Origin of the sequence: Actinopolyspora alba (assembly GCF_900112765.1) — a bacterium.
GTDB classification, from domain to species: Bacteria; Actinomycetota; Actinomycetes; order Mycobacteriales; family Pseudonocardiaceae; genus Actinopolyspora; species Actinopolyspora alba.
This window is the reverse complement of record NZ_FOMZ01000001.1, coordinates 581,810-602,739: the sequence shown is the minus strand read 5'-3', so window position 1 is coordinate 602,739 and position 20,930 is coordinate 581,810. Positions and strand designations below refer to the sequence as shown.

The following is a 20,930-nucleotide window of genomic DNA, read 5'->3' as shown; positions in this document are numbered from 1 at the left end:
GGCCTCCTCGATGAGGGTTTCCACGATCTGGTTCTCCGGCACGGTCTTGATGACCTCGCCCTTGACGAAGATCTGTCCCTTGCCGTTGCCCGAGGCCACCCCGAGGTCGGCCTCGCGGGCCTCGCCGGGGCCGTTGACCACGCAGCCCATCACCGCCACCCGCAGCGGAACCTCCATGCCCTCCAGACCGGCGGTGACCTCGTCGGCGAGCTTGTAGACGTCGACCTGCGCCCGCCCGCAGGACGGGCAGGACACGATCTCCAACTTGCGCGGCCGCAGATTCAACGACTGCAGGATCTGGGTGCCGACCTTGATCTCCTCCACCGGCGGGGCGGACAACGACACACGGATCGTGTCCCCGATCCCCTGCCGCAGCAGCGATCCGAAGGCCACGGCCGACTTGATCGTGCCCTGAAAAGCCGGACCCGCCTCGGTCACCCCCAGATGCAACGGGTAGTCACACCGCTCGGCGAGGATCTCATAAGCCCGCACCATCACCACGGGATCGTTGTGCTTGACCGAGATCTTGACGTCGTGGAAGTCGTGCTCGGCGAACAGGCCGGCTTCCCACAACGCCGACTCGGCGAGCGCCTCGGGCACGGCCTTGCCGTACTTCTCCATCATGCGCGGGTCGAGCGAGCCCGCGTTGACGCCGATGCGGATCGGGGTGCCGGTGTCCTTGGCCGCCCGGGAGATCTCCTTGACCTGATCGTCGAACTTGCGGATGTTGCCCGGATTGACCCGGACCCCCGCGCAGCCCGCCTCGATCGCCGCGAAGACGTACTTCGGCTGGAAGTGGATGTCGGCGATCACCGGTATCTGGGACTTCCGCGCGATGATCGGCAACGCCTCGGCGTCGTCGGAGGTCGGGCACGCCACGCGCACGATGTCACAGCCCGACGCGGTGAGCTCGGCGATCTGCTGCAGCGTTCCGTTGATGTCGGTGGTGTTCGTCGTCGTCATCGTCTGCACCGAAACCGGGTGATCACTGCCGACACCGACCGGCCCGACCTGTAACTGGCGGGTTTCGCGACGTTCGGACAGCACTGGCGGGGGAGTTGTCGGCATGCCGAGCGCCACCTGTGTCAATGGGAGGTTCCTTCCAAACGAGTCCGGTTCCGATTTCCGAGGTCGTCGTGCAGCGTTCGGGCGTGTTCGGCGATGGCATCGGCGCTGAGGCCGTTGTCGGCCAGGATCCCGCCGCGATCGCCCTGGTCCACGAAGGAGCGCGGCAGCCCGAGGTTGTGCACCGGCGTGGTCACGTGCTCCTCGGTGCAGGACTGCGCGAGTGCCGCGCCCACGCCCCCGTTCCGCACGCCGTCCTCGACGGTGAGGACCAGTTGGTGCCGGGAGCTGAGGTGGACCAGTGTGGGGGACACCGGCAACAGCCAGCGCGGGTCCACGACCGTCACGCCGATTCCCCGCTCCGAGAGGGCGTTCGCCGCCTCGACCACGGGTCCCGCCAGCGTTCCGGTGCTCACGAGCAGCACGTCCAGCGGTCGGGACTTGCTGCGGAACAGGATGTCCAGCCCGTCCATGCGGTTGAGGGCGGGAACGTCGGCACCCGTGCTCCCCTTCGGGAAGCGCAGCGCGGTCGGGCCGTCCTGGACCGAGACCGCCTCGCGCAGCAACTCGCGCAGCCGGGTGGCGTCCCGCGGTGCGGCCACCCGGACCTCCGGGACGGTGCCCAACAGCGCCAGGTCCCACATGCCGTGGTGACTGGGGCCGTCCGGCCCGGTTATTCCGGCGCGGTCCAGCACGAAGGTCACCGGCAGTCGATGCAGCGCCACGTCCATCATGATCTGGTCGACCGCACGGTTGAGGAACGTGGCGTACAGCGAGACCACGGGGTGCAGGCCACCCATGGCGAGCCCGGCCGCGCTGGTGACGGCGTGCTGTTCGGCGATGCCCACGTCGAACACCCGGTCCGGGAACCGCTCGGCGAACTCGAGCAGCCCCACCGGGCGCAGCATCGCCGCCGTCACGGCCACGAGATCGGGGCGCTCCTCGGCGAGCTTCGTCAGCTCCGCGCCGTACGTCTTGGTCCAGTTCGGCGCCGAGGCGGCGAGTGGTGTGCCGGCCTCGGGGTCGATGGGTCCGATGCCGTGCATGCGGTCGGCGACGTCGTTCTCCGCGTGGGAGTACCCCCGCCCCTTCTCGGTGACGCAGTGCACCACCGTGGGGCTGTGCAGCTCCGCCGCGTGCCGCAGCGCCCGTTCGGTGGCGGCGATGTCGTGCCCGTCCACCGGTCCGCTGTAGGCGAAGCCGAGGTGCTCGAACAGGTTCGGTCCGTGCTGCGTGCCCGCACGCAGCTCGGCCAGGTGCTCGGCGATCCCGCCCACAGTGGGGCCGTACGAACGGCAGTTGTCGTTGAGCACGACCACCACTCGTCCGACACCGCTGCCCAGGTTGTTCATCGCTTCCCAGGCCAACCCGCCGGTCAACGCGCCGTCGCCGATCACGGCGACCACGGTTTCGTCGGTTTCTCCCAGCACGCGCCGTGCCTTGTCCAAACCGTCCGCGTAGGACAGCGCGGTGGAGGCGTGCGAGTTCTCCACGTGATCGTGCTCGGACTCCGCGCGGAGCGGATAGCCGGAGAGCCCGCTCGCCTTGCGCAGCGAATCGAAGTCCTGCTGCCTGCCCGTGAGGAGTTTGTGGACGTATGCCTGGTGACCGATGTCGAACACGATCCGGTCCTCGGGCGATTCGAAGACCCGGTGCAGCGCTATGGTCAACTCGACCACGCCCAGGTTCGGGCCGAGGTGCCCGCCCAGGCGAGCGACCCTGTCGACGAGGAATTCCCTGATCTCGGTGGCCAGGCCCTCCAGCTGCTCCGGTCCGAGTTCCTTGAGTCGCTGGGGACTGGTGATACTGCTCAGTAAGCTGGTCGTCATACCGTGCTGCCCGTTCCTGCGTGAAGAGTGTTCGATCCCCGCGGCCGGCGGGGTTCCGCTCGGTGTCGCCTCCGCCGTCGGTGTTCAGCTCCGGCGGAGGGGCCGCGACCGAGCACCCCGACCGACCGCCCCGGCCGCGTAAAAGACCCGATCAGCCGCCGTTACCCGCGGGTCGTTCCGCCGCGCCTTCCCCGGCGCCGCGCAGCACCGAAGGGAGCTCGAAGTGCATCGTCTCGTGGGTGAACTCGCGTTCCGCGACGGTCGCGGGTCCGAAACCGCGCAGTGCCTCTACGACCTCGTCGACCAGCTTCGGCGGTGCCGACGCGCCCGCTGTCACGCCGATGGTTCGCACCCCGTCGAGCCACTCGGCGGTGATGTCCTCCGCGCCGTCGATGAGCTCCGCCGGCGTTCCCTGCCGTCGGGATATCTCGACCAGCCGTACCGAGTTGGACGAGTTCGTCGAGCCGACCACCAGGACCAGGTCGGACTCCGCGATGACCTCGTTGAGCGCGTGCTGCCGGTTGGTCGTGGCGTAGCAGATGTCCTCCGAGGCCGGTTCGCTCACGTTCGGATACTTCTCGCGCAGTTCCCGCACGAAATCATTGGTCTCGTCCACGGCGAGCGTGGTCTGGGTCAGGTAGGAGACCCGATCCGGGTCCGGAACGGACAGGTCGGCCACCTCGTCCGCGCTCTCGACGAGCACCGTGGACTCGGGTGCCTCGCCGTAGGTTCCCTCGATCTCCTCGTGCCCGGAGTGCCCGAAGAGAACCACGGTGTCACCGCGGGCGGCGAAGCGGCGCGCTTTCGCGTGCACCTTGCTGACCAGTGGGCACGTGCCGTCGATGACGTCCAGGTTCTTGCGGTCCGCCTCCTCCCGCACGGCAGGGGAGACGCCGTGCGCGGAGAAGACCAGGGTCGCCCCGTCGGGAACCTCGTCGAGCTCCTCCACGAAGACGGCGCCCTTGCTCGCGAGGTCATCGACGACGTAGGAGTTGTGCACGATCTCTTTGCGGACGTAGATCGGGGGCGTGTATGACCGCAGAGCTCGTTCGACGATCTCGATGGCTCGTTCGACTCCGGCGCAAAAGGACCTTGGACTGGCGAGCAGGATCCGACGCGTGTCGTCGTCCGCGGTGTGCTCGCCCGAACTCTTGGGTGCCATGATTCCGGACGCTAGGTAACGGCGATCGTCTCCTCAACGGCCCGTTCCGTTTTTCAGAACTCCGCTGTTCTTGGCTGCCCTGTCCCTCGACGGCGTGAAGCCGGTCACGGGACGGAGCCGTTACGTGCCAGGATCGGTGAATGCAGGGGACAGCCGTTTCGTGCGGTCTTTTTCCGGTTCCGTCGGCACACTAGAAAGAGTGTGGCGGGAAGGGGAGGAAAGCAGTGGAGGTATCGCGTTGAAACTCGCGCACGCTGTCCGGAGCCCGTCCGCACCGCCCGGATTCTCGGGACGATCGAGACTATGCGCAGGGATATGACCGAGAGCCCGGGCGAACCCTTGCGGAAGGCTTTCGTCGTTCTCGAAGAAATATCGGGTTCGTCGAAGCCGCTGACCCTGTCCGAGATTTCCCAACGAGTTGATTTCCCCAAGTCGACCCTGCACCGACTGATGCGAGTTCTGACGGATATCGGTGCGGTGGTGCGCCTGGAGACCAAGGCGTACGAGCTCGGCGACTATTTTTCCCGCTTGTCCGCGGTCCGAGGCAAATCCAGGGTGGAGGAATTCAGCGAGGCGATCACGCCCCACCTGATCGACCTGTTCCGGCGAGTCCACTGCGTCGTGAGCGTCGGAATGCTCTCCGGGGCACGGGTGCGATACGCGGGAACGCTCTACAACCGGGAGGACTCCCGGATCGCCCGCACCTTTCGACACCCCGTCCCGGTGCACCGCTCCGCCGTGGGCAGGTTGTTGCTCGCCGGTAGTTCGCGCGACTGGGTGGAGTTCCACGAGGCATCCTCCGCCGTGTGCGTACGGGGGGCGATGACGAATCCGAGCAGGATCAAGCGGGAGTTCGAGCTGATCGGACGTACCGGCGTGTCCTGCCTCAGGAGCGAGCACAACCCTGAGCTGGTGGAGATGGCCGCCCCGGTGTTCCTCGGCGGTGAGGCTCCGTCGGCCGCCGTCGCCGTCGCCGGGACGGTGAGCCGCACGAACCTCAGAACGGTGACACGTACGCTGCTCGAAACGGTCGGAGCCATAACCGACAACCTCGCCGAAGCCGGATAACCGTGCTGCGTCGTCCCGGCTTTCCCGGCGGTGCGGGTGGCGGAACCTCTCGCACGGTTCTCGCTGCGGGGAGGCCCGACATCGGGTAGCGCTCTACACAACGTCGGGCCTTCCTCGCGAGAGCCGCACGGGAGAACTCGCGATCGGTCCTGCTGCGAGAGTGGTGGGGTTCGACCTGCGAGGGTGGTCGGAGTTCGGCTTGCGGGAGTGGCGAAGGGGCTCGGCACTGTGTCAGGCGGCGCGGCGATTTCGCGAGAAATCGACGGCCACCCGGGCCGGACCCCAGTGCGCACCGGGACCTCGCCCAGCGGCGCGGCGATTTCGCGAGAAATTTACGTCGCCGTGGGGCGGTGCCGGGGATGCCCTGCGCCGCGGTGATTTCGTCCGGGCATCGATCGATGCGAAACGGGTGTTTGAGCGGCATCGGCGCGGGCGGTCATGGTGTGTTCCGGGGACGTGTCGGTGTGCGCGGTGGTGATGCCGACACCATCGCGACGGAAAGGCTACCCCGATGCCCGAGACCACGACGAGTCCGGCGAACCAGGTTTCCCAGCGCGGACGAAATCCACGGGTCCCCACTCGTCTCCTCGTGCTCGGGCTGCTGTTCGTCATCACCGTGATCCTCTACGCCGGGCGGGGCAGCCTGTCGATCACCGGTGACGACATGGCCGACGACCTGGGGTTCTCGACGGTTCAACTGGGCTACGTCTTCTCCGCGTTCGGTTGGTCCTACGTACTCGCGCAGCTGCCCGGCGGTATTCTGCTGGACCGGTTCGGGGCGCGCGGGGTCTACACCGCGAGCATCGTGCTGTGGACGCTCGCCACCGCGGCGATCGGCCTCGTCGGGTTGATGACCACACCGGTGCTGGTGGCGTTGGCCGCGGTCTTCCTGCTGCGGTTGCTGCTCGGTGCGTTCGAGTCCCCCGCGCTGCCCGCCAACGCTCGGGTGGTGACGATGTGGTTCCCCACCGCCGAGCGCGGTTGGGCCACCGCGGTGTTCACCTCGGCGCAGTACCTGGCCACCGCGATGTTCGCACCCGTCATGGGGTGGGTCACCCACGAGTTCGGCTGGCGCTGGGTGTTCGTGCTGCTCGGTGCCTGCGGCGTCGTGCCGGCGATGATCTGGATCCGTTGGATGCGGAGTCCCACGCGCCATCCCCGTGTGTCCCACGCCGAACTGGACCACATGGAATCCGGTGGCGCCCTGGTCGGACTCGACGACGTACTGACCGGACTCGACGACACCGCCGAGCCGGCTCGAACGGCCGAGGGCGGCGTTCCGGCAGCGGTGGACTCGGTGGATCGGCCCTCACCCGGCACCGGTGGAGCGGAACCGCGTCCCGCACGGCTGGACCGGTGGACCGTCCGCCGGATCCTGTCGGCTCGTCCGCTGTGGGGGGTCTACGTCAGCCAGTACGCGATCAACGCGCTGACCTACTTCTTCATCACCTGGTTGCCCGTCTACCTCGTGCGCGCCCGTGGGCTGTCCCTGCTGGAGACGGGGCTCACCGCCGCGATCCCCGCGTTGTCCGGGCTGCTCGGCGGGCTGCTCGGGGGCTGGGTCTCCGACCGGTTGATCCGCCGGGGTTTCTCGCTGACCGCGGCACGCAAGACGCCCTCGGTCATCGGTATGTCGCTGGTACTGCCGTTGGTGCTCTGCACCCTCACCGACAGCACCGGGCTGATCCTGACCATCCTGGCGATCGCGTTCTTCGGCAAGGGGCTCGGAGCGCTCGGCTGGGCCATCACCACCGACATAGCACCACCGCGGGCGGCGAGTTTCGTCGGTGGCACGATGAACGCCGTGGGCAACGCGGCGGGCATCGTCACGCCGGTCGTCATCGGCTACACCCTCTCGGTTACCGGTTCCTTCGACGCCGCCCTGTGGTTCGTCGGTGCCCACGGGCTGCTGGCGTTGTGCGGGTTCGCGATCATGGGTGAAATCCACCGGATCCGATTGGAACCCCGCTGAGGATTCTTTCCCGCACTCGGTCACCATTGTGGCCGTTCTCGACGAATCGGTGCGGAACTGTGGGACGTGTCCGTCGGAAGACATAACGCGGTCGAGTGATTTGGTGTTGGCCGACGGTGTTGTCGCCACTTCCGGATCGAAAAGTCCGTTCGGCGTTCCCCTTCGTGCCAGCATTCACTCCTCCTGGCGACACGGAAGGCCGGTCCTCATACAGTCGGCCACATGACGGAGATCGATGTCCCACAGGTTGCCGATCCCGAAATAGCCAGACTGGTCCGTGCCGAGGTCGAGTACCGCTGGCCCGAGGACGTGTCCGATCTCGACGAAGTGGTGCGCTACGGACTGGTGCCGTTCGGCAAGATGATGGGACCCTGGCTCCTGATCCGGTCCAGTCTCGCCGTGGGCGGCGAGCTGGCTCCGGTGCTTCCCGCCGCGGTAGCGGTGGAATGCGTGCAGGTCGGGGCCATGATGCACGACGACATCGTGGACGAGGACGCCGAGCGACGCAGCAAGTCCGCCGCGTACGAGACGTTCGGTCACCCCACCGCGATCGTCGGGGGCGACGGGCTGTTCTTCCAGGGATTCGCCGCGCTGTCGGATTGTGGGCGCGCGGGAGTTCCCGAATCACGCGTCGCGCGGGGACTGGACGTTCTGGCGCGAACCGGACTTCGTATCGGTGACGCCGCCGTAAAGGAAATCAGAATGGGGCGCACCGTCTGTTCCACCGCCACTTATCGGGACATGATCAAGGACAAGAGTGGCGCGCTGTTATGGATGGCTTGCGGTCTCGGCGCGACGTTGAGCGGTGCGGACGAGGAATACCTGGAGGCGTTGCACAATTACAGCAATTTTCTGGGGGTCGGTTATCAGATTCGGGACGATCTGATGGCCTACGACGGCACCAGAGCGGGAAAACCCAGCACTTCGGACATCCGCAACGGCAGACCCACGCTTCCGGTGCTGCTCGCGCATCGCCGAGCGTCTCGGGACGAGAAGCTGCTCATCGAGGAGATCCTCGCCGACACCACCTCACCGGTCGAGCAGCGCTACGAGGCCATGCGGGACCTGGTGCGGTCCCACGGCGCGGTGGACTCGGCCCGCGAGATGTCGCGCAGGTACGCCCGGATGGCGGCGCGGGCACTGGAGTCACTGCCTCCCGGCGAACACCGCGACGCGCTGGAGGAACTCACCGCCACGGGTCGTTTGGTGTAGCGCTCCGACACGCAGAGGAGATGGTTCGGGTGACCACCATGACCTATTCCCAGTACCTGCGACTGAAGCAGCTGTTGTCGCTGCAGCAACCGCTCACTCCCCGCGACGATCGCGAGATCCACGACGGCGAACGGCTGTTCATCGTCGTGCACCAGGCGTCCGAGACGCTGCTCAGCCAGGCGTTGACCGATCTGCGCCACATCGAGGCCGGACTCTGCGACAGCGCGTGCTCCGACCACCGGGCCAACCGCGCGGCACGTGTGGTCGAGACGCTGGAAAGCCACCTCGTGCTGCTGCGGAACTCCCTGAAACCCGAACACTTCCAGCTGTTCCGGGACAGGTTCGGAACGGCCAGCGGTCTGCAGTCCAAGCAGTTCCACGAATTGTTCGAGATCACCCACCGGCTCGCCCAGCGGCGCGCCGCCGGTGGTGTCGAATCGGGCGGAATCGAGCTCGCGGAACGCGAACTCGTCCGGCTCCGCGCGGCGACCCGGAGCTGGCGATACACCCACCTCAAGCTCGTGGAGCACATGCTCGGTGATCTGGAAGGCACCGGGGAGACCTCCGGGGTCGACTACCTGCGGCGGCGGATCGACGAAGCGGCCGCCGAAAGCGCGGTGGGCGACGACGGCGGAACCACGGAGCCACCCGGGTGTTGAGGAGAACCGGACAATTGCGCGCACCAGCCACAACCCGTTCGCTCGGGCACGTCGCGGTGCTCGGTGGAAGCGTGGCCGGGCTACTGACCGCCCACGCCCTCGCGGGGCACGCCGAACGGGTCACCGTTCTGGAACGCGATCACTATCCGGACGAGCCCGTAGCCCGAAGTGGAGTCCCGCAGTCCCCGCACACCCACGTGCTGCTCACCAGCGGCATCAGGGCGCTGGACGAGCTGCTTCCCGAATTCTCGCGGCTGTTGCACCGGAAAGGGGCCCCGTCGCTGTCGGTCCCGGCCGACCTCGGGGTGTGGCAGGCCGGACAGTGGGTGTCACGGCGGCACCCCTCGGAACCCGTGGTCACCGCGTCCCGACCGCTGCTGGAGCACCTGATCCGCCGCCGCGTGCTGGAACGTCACCCCCACATCGACGTCAGGACCTCGACCCGGGTGACCGGTCTGCTCGGCGACTCCGAGCGCGTCGCGGGAGCCGCTTTCCGCGAGCGAGGATCCGAACTCGGCGAACAGCGGGAAATCAGCGCCGACCTGGTGGTCGACGCCACCGGGCGGGCGAGCGGAGCTCCCGAGTGGCTGGACGCTCTCGGCGTCACCGCACCGCCGGAAGAGGTGCTGGCTACCGGGAGGGCATACGCCACGTGCTCCTTCCACACCGACAGCAGCGAGCCGATCGACCGGGTGAGCGGCTTCTACATCGTCCCCGACGCCGCGCAGCCGCTGGGAGCCATCCTGCTGCCCGCGGAGGACGACCGCATGATGGTGACGCTGTCCGGCCCCCGCGCGAACCCACCTCCCACCGATCCGGACGGTTTCGTGGAGTTCGCCGGCGGGCTTCCGCACCCGGCTCCCCACCGGTGGCTGCGACAGGCGGAACCGCTCACCCGCCCCGTGGGGTACCGCCACACCGCGAACAGGCGTCGTCGCTACGACCGCGCCGCCGGTCTCCCGAGCGGTTTCCTCGTCGTCGGTGACGCCCTCTGCGCGTTCAACCCCGTCTACGGCCAGGGGATCTCGGTCGCGGCCATGAACGCCGTCGCCCTGTCCCGCGAGCTGGCCGCGAGCGGGAGCCGACTCACGACGCGGCGTGCGCAGCGGGCGGTGCTGACCTCGGCACGCGGGGCCTGGGAGGTCGCCACCGGCGCGGACAGTCCCATGCCCGGCGCGGAGGGCAACGCGCTGCGCGCCGGCCCCGCCGACGGGATCCGCGACTGGTACCTCGAACGGGTCCGCGAGCGGGTGCCCGGCGATCCGGTGGTGTGCCGCGCGTTTCGCGACGTCCTCTTCCTGCTGGCACCGCCCAGCAGTCTGCTGACCTCCCGGCGGGTACTGCTTCGTTCGCTGTTCCACCCCACGATCCCGACTCCCGATGAGCTATCGACCCGCGATTGACGGTCGTCGCAGAGAGTGAGGGCGCAACGCCATGTCACGCGACAGGTCACCGGCCCGCCCCGGCGCCGGGTGGTACCGGACAACCCAGGGGGACCGACCGGCCGCTCCGCCCCGAGCGGGGTGCGGCGGAACAACAGCACACGCCGACACGGTGGTGGTCCCATGAGCACGACGCACGCGGAACGCTCCCCCACGGAACGAGCCCCCGCGGAACGATTTCCCGCGGCGCTCGACGCGGGCATCGCGCTGGTTCGCCCCGCGCTGCGCGCGGCGGTGCGCGACTACCTGTCCCACGACACGGAGCTGGTCGCCGGTTACCACCACGGATGGTCCGACGAACAGGGCAGGCCCACCGAGGAGTGGAGCGGCAAACTCGTACGCCCCTCCCTGGTCCTGCTGTCGGCGCGAAGCGCGGGCGCCGATCCGGCGGACGGCGTGGCCGCGGCGGTGGCCGTGGAGCTGGTGCACAACTTCTCGCTGCTGCACGACGACATCATGGACAACGACTCGGCCCGCCGCGGCAGGGCGACCGCGTGGACCCTGTTCGGGGTACCGCGGGCCATCCTGGCCGGTGACGCGCTGCTGGCGGCGGCTACCGGAGTGCTGCTCGACAGCGGGAAACCGGGTGCCGGAAGCGCCGCGAACTCCCTGACGACGGCGACGCGGCGCATGATCAGCGGTCAGGCCGCCGACGTCGAGTTCGAGCGGCGGGACGACGTGACACTGGACGAGTGCCTGCGCATGGCGGGCGACAAGACCGGTGCGCTGCTTTCCTGCGCTTGCTCGATCGGTGCCGAACTGCTCGGCGCGGACGCGGAACCGCTGCACCGCCTCGCCCGGTTCGGTGAGCACCTCGGAGTCGCGTTCCAACTGGTCGACGATCTGCTCGGGATCTGGGGCGATCCGGAACGCACCGGCAAGCAGGTGCTGGCCGACATCAGGGTGCGCAAGAAGTCACTGCCGCTGGTGTTCGCGCTGAACGAGAGCGGTTCGGACGAGCTCTCGGCGCTGTACCACGGTTCCGAGCCGTTGGAAGAGCGGCAGGTGCGCCGCGTCGCCGAGCTGGTGGAACGCGCCGGTGGGCGCGAGTGGGCCCACGAGGAGCTGGCGCGCCGCGTGGTGGCCGCACGCGAATGCCTGGAGCACGACGACCTTTCGCCGTCCGTGCGCGAGGAACTGCTGGAAATGGCCGCCTTCCTCACCGACCGGAGGTTCTGATCGAGCCCTCGCGGGGCGGGGAATCCGCTCGACCCGGGAATTCGCCGGGCCGGGACCCCGCGCCGACCTTCCCGGGCCCCGCACCCGGTGGAGAAGTCCGTTGCTCACCACCTCACCGAGAGGGGAAGACCCCATGAGCGAACCCAAACCACTACCCATCGCCGCGCGTTCGGAAGGGTGTCCCTTCACCCCGGCCGACGAGCTGTACGAGATGCAGCGCTCGGAGGAGTTACCGCGGATCATGGTGCCCAGTCCGCTGCTGGACGAGTTCGAGGCGGCCACGATCACCCGCTACGAGGACGCCAAGAACGCGCTCAGCGACACCAGGCTGCGGATGGGATTCGTCTTCGATCCCGACGCGCCGCGGACCATGCTCAACCAGCCGGGCAACCTGCTCAACTACAACGGTGCCGACCACTCCCGGCTGCGGCGCATGCTCACGGGAGCCTTCACCGTCAAGCGGGTGCGCTCGCTGCGGCCGCTGATCGAGCGGATCGTCGCGGAGCGGCTGGACGAGGTGGAGCGGGCCGGACCCGGGGCCGACCTCGTGCGGCTGTTCAGCACCCCCATCCCCACGCTGGTGATCTGCGAACTGCTCGGAGTCCCCTACGCGGACCGCGCGGACTTCCAGCACCGCGCCCAAATCGGACTGGACGTCAACACCAGCCGCGAGACGCAGATCCGGAACCTGGCCGAGATGGACGAGTACATGGCCACGCTCATCGCGTCGCACCGCGAGAGCCCCGGCGACAACCTGCTGGGAAGCGTGGTGCGCGAGCACGGCGGCGAACTGACCGACGACGAGCTGGTCGGGATCGGCAACATGCTGCTGATCGCCGGGCACGAGACCACGGCCAGCATGCTCTCCGCGAGCACCACGCTGCTGCTGCGCAATCCGGACCAGCTCGCGGTGTTGCGCGACGAGCCCGAGGCGGTCGACGGAGCGGTCGAGGAGCTGCTGCGCTACTGCTCCCCGGCCACCGCGATGCCGCGGCAGGCCGGGGAGGACATGGCGGTACGCGACCAGAAGATCGGCGAAGGCGAACGAGTCGTGATCTCGCTGCTGGCCGCCAACCGCGATCTGCCGGAGGCGGCGGAGCGCGACCTGGACGAGCTGGACGTGCGCAACCCCCCGAAGCACCACGTCACCTTCGGTTACGGCGCCCACCAGTGCCTGGGTCAGCAGCTGGCGCGCATGGAGCTGCGCATCGCGCTGCCCGCGCTGTTCAACAGGTTCCCCGAACTGCGGCTCGCCTGTCCCGAGGAGGACATCGAGTACCGGACCAAGGCGCTGGTGTTCGGGGTTCGCAACCTGCCGGTCACCTGGTGAATTCTTCTGAGGAGGTCATGACAGTGAACATCGACGTCGACCAGTCCCGCTGCGTGGCAGCGGGCCACTGCGTCTCGGCCGCTCCCGAGGTGTTCGACCAGCGTGACGAGGACGGAGTGGTGGTGCTGCTGGACGAGAACCCCGCCGAACACGAGCACGAAGGGGTCCGCGAGGCCGCGCTGCTCTGCCCATCGGCCGCCATCACGGTGCGGGAGGCCGAGCGGCGGTCATGAGCGATGTGCTGGTGGCCGGGGGCTTCGGGGCGGCCGGGCCGCTCACCCCGACGGGCCGCTCACCCCGACGGGCCGCTTCCCGCACCGCGAGCACGCGAGTCGTTTTCCCGAATCCGATCGTCGCTGGAGTAATCGATGCCCGACCACGAAATCCCGGTGCTCGTCGTGGGGGGAGGTGGCTGTGGTCTGTCCACATCGATCTTCCTGTCCGATCTCGGTGTCGAGCACCTTCTCGTGGAACGCCGCGAGTCGCCCTCGGCGCTGCCACGAGCCCACTACCTGAACCAGCGAACGATGGAGATCTTCCGCCAGCACGGCCTCGCGGCGGAGATCTACCGGGGCGGCGCACCGCTGGAGAACATGAGCGAGGTCGTCTGGCGTACCTCGCTGGCGGGCGACGGAGAGCTGGACGCGTTGGATCTGCACCGGATGGACGCGTTCGGCGGTGGCTCGACGGCGGGACCGTACCTGGCCGACAGCCCCTGCCCCTCGACCAACTTCCCGCAGCACCGGCTCGAACCGCTGCTGCACCGGCACGCCGTCGACCGGGCACCCGGGAGCGTGCTGTTCGGCCACGTGATGGAGGAGTTCACCAGGGACGACTCCGGCGTGACCGCCGTGGTGACCGAGAGTTCCACCGGACACCGCTGCACCGTTCGCGCCCGCTACCTCGTCGCGGCCGACGGCGGGCGCGCCATCGGCGACGAGCTCGGTGTCGAGATGACGGGTGAGGGCGGCGCGCTCGACGTCGTGTCCGTTCACTTCAGCGCGGACCTCGCGGAGTGGTGGCCCGGTGACTCGGTGCTGATGACCAATTTCGTCGGTATGGACGGCGGTCCCGTCTCCCGCTACGGAATGGTCGCCCTCGGGCCGGAGTGGGGACTGAAGTGCCGGGAGTGGGCGTTGCACTTCCACCCGGCTCCCGACAGCGAGTTGGACCTCGGCGAGGAGGCCATGATCGACAGGATCCGGCAGTTGCTCAAGCTTCCCGAGCTGGACCTGGAGATACACCGGGTGAGCGACTACCGGCCCGAGGGGGTCGTGGCGAGCACCTTCCGTGTCGACGACGTCTTCCTCGCGGGCGACGCCGCCCACCGCCAGCCACCCGCCACCGGTCTCGGGCTGAACTCCGCGATCCAGGACGGGCACAATCTCGCCTGGAAACTCGGCGCGGTGCTGGACGGTACCGCTGATCCACGGTTGCTGGACACCTACGAGGCGGAGCGGCTCCCGGTGGCACGCCGCAACGTGAGCTGGGCGATGTACGCCTTCCGCAATCACGCGGTCGCCCACGCGGGACTCGGCCTGCTGCCGGGGCAGCCGCTGGAATCGGCCCGCGCCAACATTCGCGCGTTGTTCTCCGACACCCCGATGGGGCGGACGCGGCGGGCGAGGGCCGAGGAGGTCTTCGCCACGCAGCGGGTGGAGTACCAGGCGCACGACATCGAGATCGGATTCGCCTACGACGAGGGCGCGCTGGTTCCCGACGGGACACCCCCGCCGGATCGGGATCCCATGGGGTGTGGGCACCGGCCGACGACCAGGCCGGGGCACCGGCTGCCGCACGCCCGACTCGCTCGGGAGGAAGACGTGTCCACGCACGACCTCGTCGGAGCCGGTGGTGGTTTCGTACTGTTCACCGGTGAACAGTCCGGTTCCTGGACGGCGGCGGCCGAGCGCGTGGCCGAGGACCACGGCGTGTCCCTGACCGTCGTCCCCATCGGGGAGCACGACCCCGTTGTGGAGGAGGGGAGCACCGGTCACACCGACGTCGACGGCACCTGGCGGGACACGGCGGACATCGGCGCCGGGGGCGCGGTGCTGGTGCGTCCCGACAACCACGTCGCCTGGCGTAGTACCGAGGACGGCGTCGACGGCGAGGCGCGGCTGCACGAGGCACTCGGGCGGATCCTCGGCCGTACCGATACGAGCGGGGCAGGGAGCTGATCGTGTCCGCCGCAGCACACCGGAGTCTGGTTCGTGAGTTCCTGGGCCGAATGGGGCCTTCCCCGGCCGACGTCCGTTCCGCCGTGGAGCGTTTCCTGACCGAGGACTGCGTCTGGGAGAACCCCGGTTCCCCGGTCTGTCACGGAAAACGGCGGATCCTGGAGATGATGCCCGCCGACTTCGCCCAGCTGAGGGTGCGGTTCCGGCACATCGTCGTCACCGGCGAGACCGTGCTGGTCGAACGGGTCGAGGACATGCTCCGTTCCGACGGCAGTCCCATCGCGCTGAACCTGAAGGTCATGGCCGCGTTCGAGATCAGGGACGGCGGCATCAGCGCGTGGCGCGACTACTTCGACATCACCAACCTGATATCCGATCCGCCCGACTGGTGAGTCCTGGAGGGTACTCCCTCCTCGTCGCGACCCCACTGCACGACCCCACCGCACGACCCCACCGCACGACCCCACCGCACGAACCCGCGGCGTGGCTCCGACGCGCGGGTACGGCGCGAATCGACAACAACGCACTCCTGGAGACAGCCATATGACGAGTCCGACCGAGGACACCAAGGAGCCGCGCGACGAGCTGCTGGAACGGGTCCGCTCGATCGGCCCGGTACTGGCGGACGGCGTTGCCTCCGGCGACCGCGAGCGCAGGCTTCCGGACGACACCGTTCGGGCGATCGACGAGTCCCGGGTGGGCAGACTCTGGACGGCCCGCCGCTACGGCGGGCTGGAGACGGGAGTGCGCACCCTGAGCGAGGTGACCAAGGCGCTCTCGCACTACTGTCCCGCCACGTCGTGGGTCGTCAACAACATCAACGGATCCAACCTGTTCGCGAGCAGGTTCCCCGTGCGGGCCCAGGACGAGGTGTTCGGCGACAACCCCGGCGCGAAGCTCGCCTCGATCTTCGTCGCCGCCGGTGAGCTGGTTCCGTCCGAAGGTGGGTACTCGCTGACCGGCGAGTGGCCCTACGCCTCGGGCATCCTGCACGACGACTGGGCGATCCTGAGCGCGAAGGAACTCGACAGCGGCGGTGAGACCGTGCGTCCGGTGTCCGTGCTCGTTCCCGTCGGCGATGTCGGCATCGCCGACACCTGGTTCACCGTCGGCATGCGGGCCACCGGAAGTCACACCGTCGTGGCCGAGGAAGTCCACGTCCCGGAGCACCGGGTGATCCCCGCCGAGGTGCAGCTGGGGCGGCAGCACAGCACCGACCTCGACCTGAACCCGCTGTTCCGGTCCCCGGCGGTGGCGGCGATGGCGGTCATCTGCGCCTCCGTCGTGCTCGGCATCGGACAGGCCGCGCTCTCCTGCGTGATCGAGAAGGCACCGTCGCGCAAGATCCCGCCGAGCACCTACGCCAGCCAGCCCGACTCCCCGACGTTCGTCTCCGAACTGGGGCGCACGGCGCTGAACATCGACGCCGCCGAGATGCACGTGCGCCGCTCGGCCGACGCGATCGACACGGCCGCCGAGCGGGCGGTCTCGGTCCCCGAGAACGAGCTGCGCAGGATTCGCGGCGACGCGGCGCACTCGGTGAAGCTGATAACCGGGGCACTGGACGAGTTGATGTGGGCCTACGGCGCCTCGGCCTTCGCCGAGGCGAGCCCGATGCAGCAGTACTGGCGCGATGCCAACACAGCGGCCAGGCACGCCATGCTCAACGTGCAGGTCGGCCACGAGCTCTACGGGGGTTCGTTCTTCGGGCTGGATTCGATCGTTCCCGGGCTGTAGTGAGGTGTGGTGGATCTCGGTTCTCGGGGGGTCACTCGGCGGAGCCTCTCGCACGGCTCTCGCCGCGGGAGACCCGACATCGGGTAGTCGGTTCGCGATGCCGTCGGGTTCGTTGTTCGCGCTGTTCGAGAAAGGTACGGAATCGACTTGAGCTGGCTGCCGCCGTTCCTGGTCCCGATGTCGGACGTCGCTCCGGTCACGATCGAGGCCGTCGACATCCCACGTCGGCTCTTCTGGTCGGTCGCGGGGCCGACCGTGGTGGGCTGGTTGTTGACCTACCTGCTGTCCATCCGGCAGACGATCCTGGACGGCCGGATCGCCGTTCCCGCCTACATGGTGGCGGTGAACTTCTCCTGGGAGTTCAGCCTCGGTTTCATCCTGGAGCAGACACCGAGCCAGCGGCAGATCAACACGGTCTGGGCGGTGATCAACGTGTTCCTGTTCTACCAGGCGTTCCGTTACGGTCCGAGGGACTACCCCCACCTGTCCCGGTTCACGTTCCGAGCGCTGCTCGGGGGGCTGGCGGTGTGGTCGTCGCTGGTGGTGATGGCCGGTGCCAACGAGTTCCACGACTGTGACGGCATGTACATCGGCATGATCATCAACGTGTTCCTGAGCGCCGCGTTCATCCTGATGCTGCGTCGTCGGAACTCCTCCGTGGGGCAGTCCCTCCACATCGCCGTGGCGAAGTTCCTCGGTACGTTCTCCGCCGGACTGACCGGGTTCCTGCTCTATCCCTCCCGGGTGCTCTTCCTGGTGCTGATACCGACGATGGTGGTGCTCGACATCGTCTACATCGTCCTGCTGTACCGCAGGATGCGCCTGGAGGGCAGAAACCCGTGGAGCCTCCGCGGGTACCGGAGCCTGGTGGGCGCGTGAACCGCTGACGGCCCAGGTGTTCCCGGAGCCGTGACGGCCCCGCACGATGTCGTCGTCTCCGGTCAACCACCGATTCATCTCGAGGCCCTGACACGTTCGGTGCTCAACGGTTCGGTGGGCGGCGACCAGCGCCGGCTGTCACGTTTCGTGATCGAACCGGTTCGCGGCATGTCGCGTGGAAGCACAGTTCAGCGGCTTTCCGGATCCATTCTTAGAATGCTATTCATATTTTGGTCGCGTTCCGTTGTTTTTCGCGGTCGCGAACGTGCGTGCCCAGAATTTTCCTTGTTCGTCGATTCGGCTTTACCGGTGCGGCGCGGCGAGAACTTGTCACTTGTGTGCCAAGAAGTCGCGGGCGTCTCTTATGCCTATATTCTGATACGTTTATCCGTGACGCGCCGAAATTTATCACAGATCGTCCTGCGGGAGAGTTTCTTAACATCGTGAGTGGGGAGTGCGGTGCGTTCCCGGGCATTGCCCACGCGTGCTTCGGGTCGATGCGCGTCGAGTGTGGGCCTGCTGCCGTACTGGCCGTGACCTGCGTATCGACGGGAATGGGGAAGTCGGAGCGCCCTGTCCGTCCGTGTGGTTACTCGTGTTTACCTTGACCGGTAACGAAATCGGTGTATACCTTTATGTCGGTGTCGCAGAACTCGTTGACCGTATCGGTCGAAACGCGATTGATGCGGATGCGCCCGGCGAACCCGCTGCTCACTCGGAGGATCCCGGAACAGGAGTAGAGATTGTGTTTCCGTCGGTAGAGATTCATTGTTGTTCGCTTCACATTTCGCTTGCTTCCGCCCGGTTCTCCGGAGGTTCCGGTTCGAGTCGCTGTCCGCGCCCGTGCTGACGGTCCGTGCCGAGCACTGCCGAATTTGCCGTTCACACACTTCATCCCAGACGATTGCTCGCGGTGCTAGGAGGCCCCGGTGAACTCGATTCGAGTGTTCGTGCGGACCGTGGACCCGTTGACCAGCATGGCTGTCAGCCATTACCTGGACAGTCGGCCGAACATCGAGGTGGTGCCCGCCGAGGAGCACACCCCGGTGGACGTCGTCGTGGTGGTGGCGGAGCGACTGACCGTCGACGTGGCCTCGACGTTGCGCAAGATCAAGGCCACCCTCAACGCGCCCGTCATCATGATTCTCTGCGAGATCACGCGCAACGACCTGGTTCCGGCCGTCGAGTGCAACGTGGCCGCGGTGCTGCCGCGGGAGGCCGCCTCCCGGGAGCGAATCGAGGAGGCCGTTCGCACCGCCGCAGCGGGGGGCGGACTGCTGCCCTCGCCGATGCTCGGCGAGCTGCTGCGGCACTTCGAACAACTGCAGCGCGAGGTTCTCGCGCCGAACGGGCTGCACGCGTCCGGGCTCACTCCCAGGGAAATCGATGTGCTGCGGTTGATGTCGCACGGGTTCGACACTTCCGAGATCGCCGAGGAGCTGAACTTCTCCGAACGAGCGGTCAAGCGAGTGGTCTCCGAACTCACCGGTCGTCTTCAACTGCGAAACAGACCGCACGCGGTGGCCTACGCGTTACGGATGGGGGTGATCTGACGGCGGTGCGAACGACGAACCGGCCGTTCACCCCGGGAAACCGGAAGCACGCACGTCCGTGCCGGTGCGCAAGTGCCGCTCAGCAGCGAGTGTTCTCCTTCCGAACGGCGCTGTGTCGAACGTTCCCGAGCCGCCGCTCGTGCCGTTCCGGGGAGCCGGTGCACTGCGCCGTCCCCAAAGTTTAATTCAAAGCATGAGGTGATGTGCGTTGTTAACGCCGCAGTGCACGATAACTTCTGCTCGTGTCAGCCGTTGACGCCAATATTTAATTAAACCTACCCTTGTCGAGGTTGTTCGGCACCGATCGACGGGGTTCCGCGGGGTGATCAGTCGGGGGATCACCACACGTACCGGCCGGGTGACGCGAGTCGCGTACGGCGGAACCCCTCGATGCCGGGGCGACCCGCTCTCGGGAGGTGGCACGTGTCCGAAATCGACACCACGGTAGTGATCGTCGGAGCCGGCCCGGCGGGGTTGACCGCGGCGAACCTGTTGCTGGCGCGGGGGATCGACACCGTCGTCCTCGACCGCTGTGACCGTACGCAGTTGGTGGGCCGCTCGCGCGCAGGCCTGCTGGAACGTCGCACGGTCGAACTGCTCGCCGAGAACGGACTGGCGGGCGGACTGCACGCGGCGGGCGCGGTGCACCGTGGCTGTGAGTTCCGCGCCGAGGGCACCGCCTTTTTCACCGACTGCTCCGCGCACTACGACGAAATCCCGCAGTGGGTCTATCCCCAGCGGAAAATCGTCGCTGATCTGCTCGACGCCTACGAGCGGGCCGGTGGGGCCGTGCGGTACGCGACGGCGGTCGACTCGGTGCGCGGGTACTCCGAACACATCGCGGTTCGCTGTGCCGACGGCACCGTGATCCGCGCGCGTTACCTGGCGGGAGCGGACGGTCAGCACGGTGCCTGCGGGGACGGCGTTCCCGATGACGCGGTGACCGAGTACACCATGCGGCACGAGTTCCGCTGGCTGACCCTGCTCGCCCACGCGCCGCCCTCCGCGGAGCACACGATCTACGCGCAGCACCGGAACGGATTCGCGGGCCATCTGCTGCGTTCGGACAGCGTGACCAGGTTCCACCTGCAGGTTCCCTTCGGCGAGTCCATCGAGGACTGGCCGGACTGGCGGATCTGGTCGGAACTGCGCACCCGGCTGGCCAAGCCCGGTTGGACGCTGCACGAGGGCGAGATCTTCAGCAAGAACATCCTGGAGATGCACAGCCGGGTCACCGAACCGATGCGCCACGGCCGTGTCTTCCTGCTCGGCGACGCCGCACACATCATCACACCGTCCGGTGGCAAGGGAATGAACCTCGCCATCGCCGACGCGGCCGAGTTCACGCGGACCGTCACCGAGCACCTGGAGACCGGGGACGAGAACGCGCTGGACCGCTATTCCCAGCGACGGATACCCGACGTCTGGAAGGCGCAGGAGTTCAGCCACGCACTGCTGCACATGACGCACACCTACTATCCTTCCGACTCGCCGGATGCCGCCTTCCGTCAACGGCTCCAGCGATCGCGGTTGTGGCAGCTGCGGAACTCACCCGCCTACGCGCGGAACTTCGCGGAAAGCTACATCGGACCGCCGCTCGCCGGTCTTCCCGGCGCCGCCGTCGAGGTTTGAACACTTCCGGAAGTTGTCGCCCCCGGCGGAT

At 67.8% G+C, this 20,930-nt stretch carries 18 protein-coding genes; 15 read left to right on the top strand and 3 right to left on the bottom strand.

Going from position 1 to position 20,930, the window contains the following annotated elements; all coding sequences use genetic code 11:
- The 3 genes from ispG to BM150_RS02565 form a co-directional block, all read right to left on the bottom strand.
- Positions 1-1,068, bottom strand: a 1,068-nt coding sequence (gene ispG, locus BM150_RS02575) for a flavodoxin-dependent (E)-4-hydroxy-3-methylbut-2-enyl-diphosphate synthase (protein WP_092923367.1), incomplete at its 3' end; no start/stop codon positions are given.
- Between the two features lie 17 nt (positions 1,069-1,085).
- A complete protein-coding gene (locus tag BM150_RS02570; RefSeq protein WP_092923094.1) occupies positions 1,086-2,894 on the bottom strand; it encodes a 1-deoxy-D-xylulose-5-phosphate synthase in 1,809 nt (602 codons plus the stop codon).
- A 151-nt stretch (positions 2,895-3,045) separates the two neighbouring features.
- Positions 3,046-4,056, bottom strand: a complete 1,011-nt coding sequence (locus tag BM150_RS02565; protein ID WP_092923091.1) for a 4-hydroxy-3-methylbut-2-enyl diphosphate reductase — start codon at positions 4,054-4,056, stop codon at positions 3,046-3,048.
- Between the two features lie 315 nt (positions 4,057-4,371).
- On the opposite strand from BM150_RS02565, the gene BM150_RS02560 reads away from it, so the two are divergent.
- The 15 genes from BM150_RS02560 (at position 4,372) to BM150_RS02490 (ending at position 20,899) form a co-directional block, all read left to right on the top strand.
- Positions 4,372-5,124 (top strand): IclR family transcriptional regulator, encoded by a 753-nt coding sequence (locus tag BM150_RS02560; RefSeq protein WP_217641307.1) that lies wholly within the window; start codon positions 4,372-4,374, stop codon positions 5,122-5,124.
- Positions 5,125-5,635: 511 nt separating this feature from the next.
- Positions 5,636-7,096 (top strand): MFS transporter, encoded by a 1,461-nt coding sequence (locus BM150_RS02555; RefSeq protein ID WP_092923084.1) that lies wholly within the window; start codon positions 5,636-5,638, stop codon positions 7,094-7,096.
- Between the two features lie 222 nt (positions 7,097-7,318).
- Positions 7,319-8,308 carry a polyprenyl synthetase family protein gene (locus tag BM150_RS02550; RefSeq protein WP_092923081.1) on the top strand — a complete coding sequence of 330 codons (990 nt, stop codon included), beginning with the start codon at positions 7,319-7,321 and terminating at the stop codon, positions 8,306-8,308.
- Between the two features lie 38 nt (positions 8,309-8,346).
- Positions 8,347-8,967: a tryptophan 2,3-dioxygenase family protein gene (locus tag BM150_RS02545; RefSeq protein WP_175496641.1), complete on the top strand. Its 621-nt coding sequence runs from the start codon at positions 8,347-8,349 to the stop codon at positions 8,965-8,967.
- Between the two features lie 14 nt (positions 8,968-8,981).
- A complete protein-coding gene (locus BM150_RS02540; RefSeq protein WP_217641306.1) occupies positions 8,982-10,370 on the top strand; it encodes an NAD(P)/FAD-dependent oxidoreductase in 1,389 nt (462 codons plus the stop codon).
- Between the two features lie 162 nt (positions 10,371-10,532).
- Positions 10,533-11,588, top strand: coding sequence for a polyprenyl synthetase family protein (locus tag BM150_RS02535; RefSeq protein ID WP_092923075.1), 1,056 nt, complete (start codon positions 10,533-10,535; stop codon positions 11,586-11,588).
- A 133-nt stretch (positions 11,589-11,721) separates the two neighbouring features.
- Complete coding sequence (locus tag BM150_RS02530; RefSeq protein ID WP_092923072.1) at positions 11,722-12,918, top strand: cytochrome P450; 1,197 nt, start codon at positions 11,722-11,724, stop codon at positions 12,916-12,918.
- A gap of 23 nt (positions 12,919-12,941) precedes the next feature.
- Complete coding sequence (locus BM150_RS02525) at positions 12,942-13,151, top strand: ferredoxin (RefSeq protein ID WP_092923069.1); 210 nt, start codon at positions 12,942-12,944, stop codon at positions 13,149-13,151.
- 135 nt (positions 13,152-13,286) lie between these two features.
- Positions 13,287-15,098 (top strand): FAD-dependent monooxygenase, encoded by a 1,812-nt coding sequence (locus BM150_RS02520; RefSeq protein ID WP_092923066.1) that lies wholly within the window; start codon positions 13,287-13,289, stop codon positions 15,096-15,098.
- Between the two features lie 2 nt (positions 15,099-15,100).
- Positions 15,101-15,490, top strand: coding sequence for a limonene-1,2-epoxide hydrolase family protein (locus BM150_RS02515; protein ID WP_092923063.1), 390 nt, complete (start codon positions 15,101-15,103; stop codon positions 15,488-15,490).
- 151 nt (positions 15,491-15,641) lie between these two features.
- Positions 15,642-16,835: an acyl-CoA dehydrogenase family protein gene (locus BM150_RS02510; protein WP_092923060.1), complete on the top strand. Its 1,194-nt coding sequence runs from the start codon at positions 15,642-15,644 to the stop codon at positions 16,833-16,835.
- Positions 16,836-16,982: 147 nt separating this feature from the next.
- A complete protein-coding gene (locus BM150_RS02505) occupies positions 16,983-17,714 on the top strand; it encodes a transmembrane-type terpene cyclase (protein ID WP_092923057.1) in 732 nt (243 codons plus the stop codon).
- A gap of 30 nt (positions 17,715-17,744) precedes the next feature.
- Positions 17,745-18,161: a hypothetical protein gene (locus BM150_RS23610; RefSeq protein ID WP_139219425.1), complete on the top strand. Its 417-nt coding sequence runs from the start codon at positions 17,745-17,747 to the stop codon at positions 18,159-18,161.
- A gap of 482 nt (positions 18,162-18,643) precedes the next feature.
- On the top strand, positions 18,644-19,267 hold the full coding sequence (locus BM150_RS02495) for a response regulator transcription factor (RefSeq protein ID WP_092923051.1): 624 nt from the start codon (positions 18,644-18,646) through the stop codon (positions 19,265-19,267).
- A 423-nt stretch (positions 19,268-19,690) separates the two neighbouring features.
- Positions 19,691-20,899 (top strand): 4-hydroxybenzoate 3-monooxygenase, encoded by a 1,209-nt coding sequence (locus BM150_RS02490; RefSeq protein ID WP_092923048.1) that lies wholly within the window; start codon positions 19,691-19,693, stop codon positions 20,897-20,899.
- Positions 20,900-20,930 lie beyond the last annotated feature (31 nt).